This is a genomic window from Cytobacillus oceanisediminis 2691 (assembly GCF_000294775.2).
GTDB lineage: Bacteria > Bacillota > Bacilli > Bacillales > Cytobacillaceae > Cytobacillus > Cytobacillus pseudoceanisediminis.
In genome coordinates, this window is sequence record NZ_CP015506.1 from 950,104 (window position 1) to 961,980 (window position 11,877).

At 44.9% G+C, this 11,877-nt stretch carries 10 protein-coding genes; 9 read left to right on the forward strand and 1 reads right to left on the reverse strand.

The window, feature by feature from the left end; translation table 11 throughout:
- Positions 1–224 precede the first annotated feature (224 nt).
- The 4 genes from A361_RS04955 (at position 225) to A361_RS04970 (ending at position 5,444) form a co-directional block, all read left to right on the forward strand.
- The gene (locus A361_RS04955) at positions 225–698 is read left to right on the forward strand and encodes an ArsR/SmtB family transcription factor (RefSeq protein WP_019382628.1); all 474 of its coding nucleotides are present in this window, start codon (positions 225–227) and stop codon (positions 696–698) included.
- Positions 699–1,976: an MFS transporter gene (locus A361_RS04960; protein ID WP_019382627.1), complete on the forward strand. Its 1,278-nt coding sequence runs from the start codon at positions 699–701 to the stop codon at positions 1,974–1,976.
- Between the two features lie 135 nt (positions 1,977–2,111).
- Positions 2,112–4,199: a catalase gene (locus A361_RS04965; protein WP_019382626.1), complete on the forward strand. Its 2,088-nt coding sequence runs from the start codon at positions 2,112–2,114 to the stop codon at positions 4,197–4,199.
- 381 nt (positions 4,200–4,580) lie between these two features.
- Positions 4,581–5,444, forward strand: a complete 864-nt coding sequence (locus tag A361_RS04970; protein WP_019382624.1) for an AraC family transcriptional regulator — start codon at positions 4,581–4,583, stop codon at positions 5,442–5,444.
- 39 nt (positions 5,445–5,483) lie between these two features.
- Here A361_RS04970 and A361_RS04975 read toward each other — a convergent pair whose 3' ends face one another.
- A complete protein-coding gene (locus tag A361_RS04975) occupies positions 5,484–6,998 on the reverse strand; it encodes a glycine betaine uptake BCCT transporter (RefSeq protein ID WP_019382623.1) in 1,515 nt (504 codons plus the stop codon).
- A 141-nt stretch (positions 6,999–7,139) separates the two neighbouring features.
- Between A361_RS04975 and A361_RS04980 the strand changes: the two genes are divergently transcribed.
- From A361_RS04980 to A361_RS05000, 5 genes are all read left to right on the forward strand, one after another.
- Complete coding sequence (locus A361_RS04980) at positions 7,140–7,637, forward strand: DinB family protein (RefSeq protein ID WP_019382622.1); 498 nt, start codon at positions 7,140–7,142, stop codon at positions 7,635–7,637.
- Positions 7,618–8,418 (forward strand): GNAT family N-acetyltransferase, encoded by an 801-nt coding sequence (locus tag A361_RS04985; protein ID WP_019382621.1) that lies wholly within the window; start codon positions 7,618–7,620, stop codon positions 8,416–8,418. The genes A361_RS04980 and A361_RS04985 overlap by 20 nt, the downstream gene beginning before the upstream one ends.
- A 129-nt stretch (positions 8,419–8,547) precedes the next feature.
- Complete coding sequence (locus A361_RS04990; protein WP_019382620.1) at positions 8,548–9,099, forward strand: hypothetical protein; 552 nt, start codon at positions 8,548–8,550, stop codon at positions 9,097–9,099.
- Positions 9,092–10,558 carry a cbb3-type cytochrome c oxidase subunit I gene (locus tag A361_RS04995; protein ID WP_019382619.1) on the forward strand — a complete coding sequence of 489 codons (1,467 nt, stop codon included), beginning with the start codon at positions 9,092–9,094 and terminating at the stop codon, positions 10,556–10,558. The genes A361_RS04990 and A361_RS04995 overlap by 8 nt, the downstream gene beginning before the upstream one ends.
- Positions 10,559–10,645: 87 nt before the next feature.
- Positions 10,646–11,869 (forward strand): MFS transporter, encoded by a 1,224-nt coding sequence (locus A361_RS05000; protein WP_009335043.1) that lies wholly within the window; start codon positions 10,646–10,648, stop codon positions 11,867–11,869.
- The last annotated feature ends 8 nt before the right edge of the window (positions 11,870–11,877 follow it).

Below are 11,877 nucleotides of genomic sequence, written 5' to 3' on the forward strand. Positions count from 1 at the left end.
CTATATTGTTTTACTATTTATGACAATACTCATTTGCTTTTTTTATATAATATTGTCAGAAAATACAAAATTGTCGAGGGTGAAGATTAATATTTCAATGCGAGTGAAATATGGTTTGCCGAAACCTCTTTGTTATTTATTTTAAAAAGATGTATCATTCTAAATTTTTAGAACATATAATAAAATTAAAATAAATAAATAGATTAGAAAGGGTGAAATCCTCTTTGGATTTAATCAAAAAAACGATGGAGATTAATCTGGAACAGCAGAAGCTGATATCCAGCCCGCTAAGGATAAAAATTATTTACCTCCTCGCTAAAAAAGCCATGACAGCCAAACAGGTTGCTGAAGAGCTAGGGAAGTCTGCAGGAAGCATTCATTACCATATTCAGCAGCTTTATAAAGGCGAAATACTGGAGATTGAGGAAACGAAAGAAAACAGGGGAATTATCGAGAAGTATTACCGTTCAAAAGCGACGCAATTCAACTTGAAAGAAGAGAAAGGGCAGGAAAAAGGATCCAGCAGATCAATGGGAATAAGCATCTCCCTCACAGATGATGAATTAAAGGATTTTCAGGACGATTTGTATGATCTGATGGTTAAATACATGGAAAAAAGCGTAAAGGGGGCTATAAAGCGCAATTCATATGAAATCTCCTGCAGCTTCAAATTGCTTAATTCCGAGGAGGAAGATTAGATGGAAACCCAGATTAAAAAAAATATAACACTTTTTCTGACAGGGAAAATGACAGCAGTGCTCGGTTCCTCCATTTACGGTTTTGCCATTGGCTTATATATCCTTGCAGAAACTGGATCCAGTCTGAACTTTGCCATAACCCTCATTCTTAGTGCACTGCCAAGAATTCTGCTTTCCCCTGTTGCGGGCGCCCTCAGTGACAGGTGGGACCGCAAAAAAATCATCATTATTTCCGATTTTGCCTGTGCAGTCTGGCTGCTTGCCATTTTGCTGCTGTATCTTTTTGTCACACAGGAAATCTGGCTCCTCTACACAGCCACAGCTGTTCTAAGCATTTTGAATACCTTTTATTCAGCGGCAGTCACTTCAGCGATTTACAACATGGTCGGTCCTGATACTCTGCAAAAAGCGATGTCACTCAATCAGGCCGCAGCTTCATCATCCGCCATCTTGGGACCTGTTCTTGGGGGCGTCTTCTTTGGCATCTTTCATTTATCATTCTTCATGCTTATCAACATCATCGCCTTCACAGTCTCCGGCATCACCAGTTTACTAATTCAATACAATCTATTTGCAGAGAAAAAAGAAAGACTAGAAGAAAAGAGTATGATCTACGATCTGAAAATGGGCGTTTCATATGTGAAAAATCAGCCGTTCATTAAAAATCTCATTATCATTAGCATCTGGCTGAATTTTTGGTTCGCGGTTTTTCCCGTTGCGATGCCTTATCTGGTTCTGACTGTGCGGGAAATGAGTTCCCTTCAGCTGGGTATTATTGAAGGGGCCTTTTCCGTCGGGATGCTGATTATGTCGGTCGTTCTATCTGCCCGTCCCGAGGTAAAGAGAAAAGAAGTAACCATCTTTGGGGGCGTAATGGCCATGTCCCTCATCATTGCACTGCTTGGCATCCCGAATTTTCCTGGCTTAATGGGCATTTCAAACAGCATCATGTTTCCTTTTTTAATTGGTATGGTCCTGCTGTTATCATCAGTTATCATGGTAATCAATATTCCGGTGATGGTTTTACTGCAAAAAGGCACGCCTGATGCCTATCGGGGCAGGGTTATGTCACTCCTTGAAACAGGAGCAAGTGCCATGACACCACTCGGCTTTATCTTTTTTGGCTTCCTGCTTGAAAAAATGCCTGTCTGGATCCTGATGGCTGCATGCGGAGGCTGTATTCTGGTGCTCATCCTGTATCATCTGCAAAAAAGAACCTTTATCCAGCTGCTGAGAGATGCAGATCAGCCTAAAACAGAGATTAGCCCACAAGCCTGAGAGAAAGCAGTTTTCCGCTGCTTTCTTTTATTTTGCCGTTTATCGCCTAAGTTCTGGGGTATTTCAACATATAGATACATAGTTTGAATCGTAGCCCAGAAGCAATTGCTTCTTATATATAAGGAGGAAAATCATTTGAAACAAGATCCGGAAAACAAAGGTGTAAATGAGCACAGCAAGGACAGGCAGCTTGAAGAGTTTCGCATGGATAATACAGGAAAGAAGCTTACGACGAACCAGGGAGTCAAGGTTTCGGAGGATGAGCATTCGTTAAAAGCTGGTTCCCGCGGCCCGACCTTGATGGAGGACTTTCACTTCAGGGAAAAAATGACGCATTTTGACCATGAGCGCATCCCGGAACGGGTTGTCCATGCCCGCGGTTTTGGCGCACATGGCTACTTCCAGGTGTATGAACCCATGGCAGAATATACCCGGGCAAAGTTTTTGCAGGATCCATCTGTGAAAACCCCGGTCTTTGTTCGCTTCTCCACAGTTGCAGGCTCCCGCGGCTCGGCAGACTCTGTACGTGATGCCCGCGGCTTTGCAACGAAGTTTTATACCGAAGAAGGCAACTACGACTTAGTCGGCAATAATATTCCGGTGTTTTTCATTCAGGATGCCATCAAATTCCCTGATCTGGTTCATTCATTCAAGCCGGAGCCGCATAACGAAATGCCGCAGGCTTCAACGGCCCATGATACGTTCTGGGATTTTGCCGCCAACAATACTGAAACAGCCCATATGATCATGTGGACAATGTCAGACCGTGCCATCCCGCGCAGCTTCCGCATGATGGAGGGCTTTGGCGTTCACACGTTCCGATTTGTGAACGAGCAGGGCAAGGCACGTTTTGTGAAATTTCACTGGAAGCCTGTTCTGGGCACACATTCCCTGGTTTTTGATGAAGCCCAAAAACTTGCCGGAAAGGATCCGGATTTCCACCGACGTGATCTTTGGGAAGCCATCGAAATGGGGAATTACCCTGAATTTGAGCTTGGAGTTCAGATGATTGAGGAGGAAGATGAATTCTCCTTTGACTTTGATATTCTGGATGCAACAAAGCTATGGCCGGAGGAAATGGTCCCGGTTAAGATCATCGGGAAAATGACCCTGAACCGTAACCAGGATAATGTATTTGCTGAAACAGAGCAGGCCGCGTTCCACCCGGGACATGTCGTACCTGGCATTGATTTTTCAAATGACCCGCTGCTGCAGGGACGTTTATTTTCCTATACCGACACCCAGCTGATCCGCCTTGGCGGTCCGAACTTCCATGAGATCCCGATCAATCGTCCGGTCTGCCCGTTCCACAATAATCAGTATGACGGCTACCATCGCATGACGATTAATAAAGGGCCGGTTGCCTATCATAAAAACTCGATGCAGAATAATGATCCAAGCCCTGCCACAGCAGAAGAGGGCGGCTATGTTCATTACCAGGAAAAAGTCGAAGGACGCAAGGTGCGCGAGCGCAGCGACAGCTTCAAAGACCATTACAGCCAGGCGAAAATGTTCTGGAACAGCATGTCTGAAGTGGAAAAGCAGCATATGATCGAGGCGTTCCGCTTTGAAGTGGGCAAGGTGATGAACAAGGATGTGAAGCAGCAGGTTGTAGACATGTTCAGCAATGTGGATAGCTTCCTTGCCGAGCAAATTGCCCTCGGAGTTGGCGTAAAAGTGCCGGATGCTGCGAATGAATCCAAAGTGACGCTCTCTTCTCCTGCTCTTAGCCAAATGAACACAGCTAAATCACCTAAGACCCGGAAAGTCGCCATTCTCGCTGATAATGGATTCAACTATTCTGAAGTCAAAAGCGTGATGGAAGCTTTGAAAGGTGCTGGAATCATGCCGGAGATTGTCAGCAAAAACCTGGGCATGATCAAAGGAGACGGCGGAGAATTGGAAGCAGTGAAAACATTCCTGACCTCTCACTCAGTAATGTATGACGGCATCTATGTGGCAGGAGGAAAAGAAAGTGCTGAAGCCCTGAAGAAGGTGCCGCAGGCCAAGGAATTCGTCAGCGAAGCCTACAAGCATTTTAAAACCATTGCGTTTGGCGGCGAAGGAGCCGAACTGCTGCCTCCAGAAGCAATGAACACGCTGGGGCAATCACAAACCCTATCGGAAATGGGAATCGTCGAAATCAAAGCCGGCGATGCATCCGCAAGCGAAAATTTAATTAATAACATTGCCATGCACCGGCACTGGGGACGTGCCATATAAGGTGCCATCGAAGCCAGCTGCCCGTTATGGGGAGGCTGGCTTTTTTCTGATTTCTTGATAGATAAAGGACTGACCGATATAGTTGGAAACTGAGCCATAAATATGATGAAGTGATTTTGGCCGGTAAATTCCCCACTTTGGCCGGTATTTTCCTAAACTTGGCCGGTGAAACGGCAAAATAGGCCGGTAAATCCCCCATTTTGGCCGCTATTTTCATAATTCTGCTCCGGTCTGCCAGCAGCCGCATAAAATTTTCCCAACATGCAGGTATTCCCCTTCTAAAATAAGAATTCTTTAATACAAACCTGCCAAAACAAAGCAAAAAATGACAGGAAGACAAAAAGAGAAAAAGGTAGGATATAATCAAGGGAGTGATCAGTAATGTCATGGATCGTATCGCTGCAGAAGGCGATTGATTATATAGAGGAGCATTTGCTGGATGAGGATCTTTCCATCGGGAAAGCCGCGGGTGAAGCCAACTCCTCCGTATTTCATTTTCAGCGTACATTCGCCATTTTGACGGATATGCCGGTGGGCGAATATATACGGGGAAGAAGACTGACCCTCGCAGCACAGGAACTGGTCCGAACAGACCGCAAAGTGATTGATCTTGCCTATAAATACGGCTATGACACTCCCGAGGCTTTTACTAAGGCTTTCCGCAGGCAGCATGGCATGACCCCGACTGAAGCAAGAAATTTCTCCGGAAAGCTGAAATCATATAACCGCCTGGTAATTCAGGTGAGTCTGAAAGGGGCAGAACCAATGCAATATGCAATTGTCAAAAAAGAAGCTTTCCAAGTAGCAGGAATCAAAAAGGAGTTCTCATTGTGCAATGAAGAGAATCTGGCCGGCATCCCGAAAATGTGGGATGAAGTGAATAGCAACGGGACTGCTGACAAGCTATTTATGCTGAATAATGGCGAAATTAAAGGAGTTCTCGGTGTGTGTGTCGATAACCGCAGCAAGAAGCCTGACAGCATGGATTATTGGATCGGGGCAAGCTTTAAAGGCGAAAAGCCTGACAGCTTCGAGTGCCTGGAAGTTCCGGCCTCCAAATGGGCGGTATTTGAAGTACATGGCGCCATGCCGCATGCCATGCAAAACACCTGGAAAAAAATCTTCTCAGAATGGTTTCCATCCAGCGGCTATGAACATGCTGCTGCACCGGAGCTGGAAGTCTATACGGCAGGTGATGCTTCCAATTCTGATTATTATTCAGAGATCTGGATCCCGGTAAAATAAACAGGAAAACCTGCAGACGCCATATCTGCAGGTTTTGTTTTACACTTTCTTCTTCGGGATTTTTCCTATCCCCAGCTCCTTCGCTTCTTTCTGCAGAGCCTTGATCAGACTGAAGGTCATTAATGCCATGATGACGGAGAAAGGAAGAGCTGCTGCAATCATCGTATTCTGCAGTGCTTGAAGCCCGCCGGAATAAAGCAGAACCAATGAGATGGCAGCAAGCAATATTCCCCAGACCATTTTTATCTTATTGCCAGGATGGTGTGAGCCATTTGTGGTCATCATTCCTAAGACATATGTGCCGGAGTCGGCAGAGGTAATAAAGAATGTACAAATGAGCAGAATGGCGATGACTGAAAGGATCGTTCCCATCGGCAAGTTGGAAAATACACCAAATAAAGCTACCTCAGTAGCCAATTCGGAAATTTTGGCAACACCGTTATGCTCTTGCATCATTGCTGTCCCGCCAAAAGTTGCAAACCATATGAAGCCTATTAGCGATGGCACAAGGAGGACCCCAAAAACAAATTCCCGGATGGTTCTCCCTTTTGAAACACGGGCGATAAAAATCCCTACGAAGGGTGCCCAGGCAATCCACCAGGCCCAGTAAAAAATCGTCCAGGCATTAATCCATTCCCTGACTTCTGGATTTAACGGCGCAATTCTGAGGCTCATGCCAGGCAAATTCTGCAGATAAGACCCAAGTGTATTGGTGAACAGGTTTAAGATGAACAAAGAAGGTCCCAGGAAAAAAGTGAGCAAAAATAGAATCACTGCTAAAATCATATTGGCATTGCTCAAGATTTTGATGCCCTTGCCAAGTCCAGACCATGCGGATATCATGAAAAGAACCGTAACAATAGCCACAATAATGAACTGGACTGTAATGCTAACCGGTATGCCAAAAAGATAAGACAACCCTCCGTTAATCTGCACAGCCCCAAACCCAAGTGTCGTTGCCACACCAATCACAGTCGCAACCACTGAAAGAATATCAATGGTCTTCCCTGTTGCTTTCTGTGTATGGTCGCCTAAAATCGGCTTTAAAGTGGCACTGATCAAACCGGGTTCCCCGTGGCGGAAAATAAAGTAAGCCAAAACAAGCGCCACAATTCCATAAATCGCCCATGCATGGATTCCCCAATGGAAGTAAGTATATCTCATGGCATGCCTAATGGCCTGGTCAGTCCCTACCTCTCCGCCAGTTGGAGACCCAACTGCATAGTGATAAATCGGTTCAGCTGCACCCCAGAAAACCAGGCCGATCCCCATTCCCGCACTAAACAGCATCGCAAACCAAGTAGGGCGGGAAAATTCGGGTTTGTCATCCGGCTTCCCAAGCTTAATTCTGCCTAATGGACTTATTAAAAAGTACAAATTAACAATAACGATAAATGATACAAGAATTAAATAATACCAGCCGAATTTATCGGTGATAAAAGCCTGTACATTTGCGGTCACTCTCTCCAGCGAATCCGGGACAAAAACACCGAATAAAACAAGCAATAATAATATGCCCACCGATATATAGAAAACCATTAAGTTCTTCTTCACATACAATCCCCTTTCTTCTCATGCCGCTTCCATTAGGATTAAATATATGGCAAGTAATTATGCGGAGGAAAAAGAAATTTGCAGGAAATTCCCATATGCTGACGAAATTCCATAGGTATCTGGACAAGGAGGTAAGAGAATATGCTGACATTATTTCGCTATAACTGGCAAGTGCGCGATGAGTGGTTTGAATGGTGCCGCCAGCTCTCAGCCGAAGAGCTGAATGCCAATCGGACTGGAGGAGTTGGGGGCATTCTGGAAACCCTTTTTCATATCGTGGATGTAGAATACAGCTGGATTTGTGCCATTCAGGGCAAGGAAGTGAAAGACCCCCTGTTTTCCGACTATGATGAACTGGAAAAAGTAAGGGCACTTTCTGAAGAATACCGCAGGGAATTAGAAAGTTTTTTTCAGGAGGAATGGCCGGTTCCATATAATGAGTTTGTTACACCGCCATGGATGGAGAGGCAATATAAAAAGGGAGATATCCTGAACCATGTCATTGCCCATGAAATCCATCATATCGGCCAGCTGTCCGTATGGGCAAGAGAGATGAATCTAACGCCGATATCAGCCAATCTGATAGGAAGAGATTTAAATCAAATAAGGGGAATGGAAAATGATCAGAAGGCTAACTGAACTAGACGATGAAATTTGCTTCAGCTTTTTAAAGCAGCAGCCGGCTGAGAATCTGTTTATTATTGGAGATATTGAAGCATACGGCTATGAGCAGGAATTCCAAAAGGTGTGGGGAGAGTTCGATGATAGCGGAAATTTAATCGCAGTTTTATTAAAATATGAAGAAAATTACATCCCCTTTGCAGCAGGAGATTTTAATGCCAGGGGGTTTGCGGAGATCATGCTCGGGGACCCGAATCTTGGGATGATGTCTGGCCTAAAAGCTGTAACTGCAAAAATTGAACCTCATCTTTCAAATCGCATAAAAAGAAAACGGGAAACTTATTATGCAAAGTGCGTGGAAATAACGGACGAAGGTATTGATGCATCAGCAGTTTGCCAGGCTGGCCCTGAAGATGCTGAACAGCTGGTGGAGCTTCTGAACAGCATTCCTGAATTCAGCGATTCAGCCATTACTGTTGAACGAAAACGCAGGGGTCTAAAGGATGGCTCATCCCGTTCCTTTTTTATTACAGAGGAGGGAAAAATGGTCAGCACCGCTTCAACTGCAGCCGAAAATTCCCTTTCTGCCATGGTCGTCGGCGTCGCAACAGATCGTAATTACAAAAAGAAAGGCTATGCCACCCAATGCATGGTCAAGCTCTGCCGCCAGCTTCTTTCGGAGCATAAAGAACTATGTCTGTTTTATGATAATCCGGCTGCCGGCACCATCTATAAACGCATCGGGTTTGAAGATATCGGTTTTTGGATGATGTACACGATAGAAAAGGAAATGTCCTGATCCAGGGCATTTTTTTTGCGGGAATATTTCAAAAAAATCGTCAAATAGGACATATATCACCGAATTAAATAATGAGCTTCCATAAAATAAAGTTTGGGGGGATTTGAAAATTTTATTGGAGGGGTAGGAATGTATCAGCAAATCGCCATGTATGCGACTGTTTTCTTTGTGTTCCTGCTGGCGCTGGCATTTGCGTTTGTCTACGGAGAATCCAAGCGCAGCGGAGAGTATAGCACCATCCAGGAAAAAGGATATAAAATCAGGAAATTCTATTTTCTCGGGCTAATTGCCATTATGGCTTTTGCCACTGTCATGACGCTTGGCAGGCTGCCGTACGACAGCAATCAGGCCGAAGCGGAAGGCTTAAATGAAGGGATAGTAGTGAAGGTAACTGGAATACAATATGCGTGGGAGATGAGTGAGGAAACATTTAAAGCAGGGGACAAGGTCCAATTTGATGTGACGGCTTCGGATGTTACCCATGGTTTTGGCTTATACAATGAGAATATGGAGCTTGTTGCACAAACTCAGGCAATGCCTGGATATACGAATACAGTTTATTATACTTTTAAAGAACCTGGAACTTATCAAATATTATGCCTTGAATACTGTTCAGCCGGACATCATGTGATGGTTAAAGAAATTGTTGTCGAACCGGAAGGGGGAGCTTCTGATGAATGAAGCGATTCACCCATTAGCCAGGAAAACAGTGGTCTGGCATCTGGCTGTAACTTCACTTGTCTTAATTCTTATGATGATCTTTGGTGTTATTATGCTGATGAATCAGGGTGAAATGATCAGCATCACGCCGCAGTGGTTTTATAAAATCATGACTGCGCACGGAACAGGCATGGTCGGCATCGCTGCATTGGGAGGAACGGCCATCTTATGGTACTTCCTGTCTAAATACGTAAAACTGAACCCTTCCATCCTCATTGTAAACTTTGTCCTTTTTTTAACCGGAGTCTCGATGGTTCTCATCGCCATTTTTGTCTTTGACTTTTCCGATGGCTGGACATTTTTATATCCGCTTCCTGCTCAGTCAGCCAAAATGTATGGGGCGGCAGGTGCGGTATTCTTCTTATCGGGCATGCTGGTTCTTGGCTTTGGTTTTTTAATTCTTTACATGTACCTGGCTGCGAGACTGACAGCAGTTTATGGGGGCCTTGGAAAGGCACTCGGATGGGATATCATTTTCAGGGGGAAAAAAGGATATGGTCCGCCTGCTGCTGTCGTGGCGACTGCCATGGTCATCATAACCAATTCGACTGCACTGCTGGCAGGAGCCACGGTGCTGGCGGCATCCCTCGTAAATATTATCAACCCGGCCGTCACGATGGACCCCCTGCTTGCCAAGCATCTTACGTATGCGTTCGGCCATATCTTTGCCAATTGCACCATCTATATGGCTGTTATTGCCGTCTATGAGGTCCTCTCAGAATATACAAAACGACCGTGGAAAGCTAACAAGGTTTTTTTAATTGCGTGGAACTGCTCGACACTCTTTACCTTAATGATCTATACGCACCATTTACTGATGGACTTTGCGGTGCCAAAATGGATGCTCATCATCGGGCAGGTGTTTTCCTATGCAAACGGCTTGCCCGTTATGGTCGTTACAGCCTACGGAGCGCTGATGATTGTCTACCGCTCGCGGATGAAATGGGACTTTACATCAAGCCTGTTTTTCCTTTCCATGTTCGGATGGGTGGCAGGAGCAATCCCGGCTATCATTGATGCCACCATTGTCGTCAATCATGTAATGCATAACACGAAATGGGTTCCGGGCCATTTCCATACGTATATGGGAATGGGTGTAGTCGCCATGATTATTGGGTTTATGTATTATTTTAATAAGACCGAAGGCAATCAGGAGCACAGGGGAATCGATACGTTCACCATTGCTCTCTATTTTGTTTTTTTTATGGGACTTGTGGGCTCTTTCCTTTATGCAGGCGGAATCAGTGCACCAAGAAGATGGTCAGAACACCTGCCGCAATGGGTGCTGTCCGACCAGGTAGGCGCAGTCAGCGGAATCTTTATCGTTCTGGCCGCAATCATCTTCACCGCAAGATTTTTTTCCGGGTTAAGATGTGTTGGCAGTCAGGTTCCTTACCAAAAAAAATCAGCAGCTGGCTGAGAAATAGGCGCTCTGGAGATTCTTCTCCAGGGCTTTTTTTATGATATAGTGATAATTAAGAATATTATAAATACATAAAGGTGATCTATGAAAATATTTAATTGGAAAATGGCGTCCTTTCTGCTGACAGGGATTGGAATATCCAGACTGGGAGATTTTATTTACCTGATTGCTATTAATTTGATTGTCTATGACATGACCGGATCAGCAGCTGCTGTAGCAGGATTATGGATCATAGGTCCAGTCACTTCCGTTTTAACCAATTCATGGAGCGGAGGCTTGATAGATCGGAAAAATAAAAAGAGCATTATGATTTGGACGGACTTGGCCAGAGCCATGGGTGTAGCTCTGATACCATTTCTCGGAAGCATTGGCTTCATTTATGCAGTCCTCTTTCTAATCAGTATGGCGAAGGCTCTATTTATGCCGGCTTCCGCAACGTATATAGCCAAGCTGGTTCCAATTGAAAGCAGAAAAAGGTTCAACTCCATCAACAGTCTTGTTACCTCAGGCGCTTTTATCGTGGGGCCAGCCATCGCAGGCGGATTATTTCTGATTGGAACCATCGAAACTGCCATCTATTTAAATGCGGCTTCCTTTGTCTTTTCAGCTGTCATCATCTGGGTGCTTCCAGATATGGATAAAGATTTAAAGTCCCCTTCTGTACAAACATCAGCCTATGAAACGCTCCGGGATGATTGGAAGCAGGTTATCATGTTTGCCGGGAGAGAGGTTTTTATCATTTCTGTTTACGGGTGTTTTCTGGCATTCGGTTTGTTCTCGCTCGCAATGGATTCCCAAGAAGTTGTGTTTATCCAGGATGTTGTGGGGCTGACAGAAGCGGATTATAGTTTCCTTGTCAGCATCAGCGGGATTGGTTTTGCGCTGGGAGCTCTCTTTATCACCATCGTTTCAAGAATGCTTAGCATCAAACAGCTCATGGGCTATGGCATGCTTTTGACCGCAGCGGGTTATCTGATTTATGCATTGGCAGACTCCTTTATGCTGGTGGTCATGGGATTCACTGTACTGGGCATTTTTAATGCTTTCTCAAGTGCGGGATACCAAACCTTTTATCAGAATAATGTGCCTGTGGAAATTATGGGCAGAATGACAAGTGTGATCGGTGTCATCCAAAGCTTTGCTCAGATTATCCTGCTCTTTGGAATCGGTGTTCTCGGAGATCTGTTTCCGCTCCGTTATACGATTGTCATTTTAGCAGTCCTGAATTTAATCCTTTCTCTTTATGTCTGCCGGCAGCTGCTGAAGCCGGGGAAGCAGCAGTATTTTTCAGAAACAACCTCCTCTTAAAAGAAACG

Coding starts and splice junctions, on each gene's coding strand:
- A361_RS04970 (WP_019382624.1), top strand. CDS start 4,581: ATGTCATGGATCGTATCGCTGCAGAAGGCGATTGATTATATAGAGGAG.
- A361_RS04990 (WP_019382620.1), top strand. CDS start 8,548: ATGTATCAGCAAATCGCCATGTATGCGACTGTTTTCTTTGTGTTCCTG.
- A361_RS04995 (WP_019382619.1), top strand. CDS start 9,092: ATGAATGAAGCGATTCACCCATTAGCCAGGAAAACAGTGGTCTGGCAT.
- A361_RS05000 (WP_009335043.1), top strand. CDS start 10,646: ATGAAAATATTTAATTGGAAAATGGCGTCCTTTCTGCTGACAGGGATT.
- A361_RS04980 (WP_019382622.1), top strand. CDS start 7,140: ATGCTGACATTATTTCGCTATAACTGGCAAGTGCGCGATGAGTGGTTT.
- A361_RS04985 (WP_019382621.1), top strand. CDS start 7,618: ATGATCAGAAGGCTAACTGAACTAGACGATGAAATTTGCTTCAGCTTT.
- A361_RS04960 (WP_019382627.1), top strand. CDS start 699: ATGGAAACCCAGATTAAAAAAAATATAACACTTTTTCTGACAGGGAAA.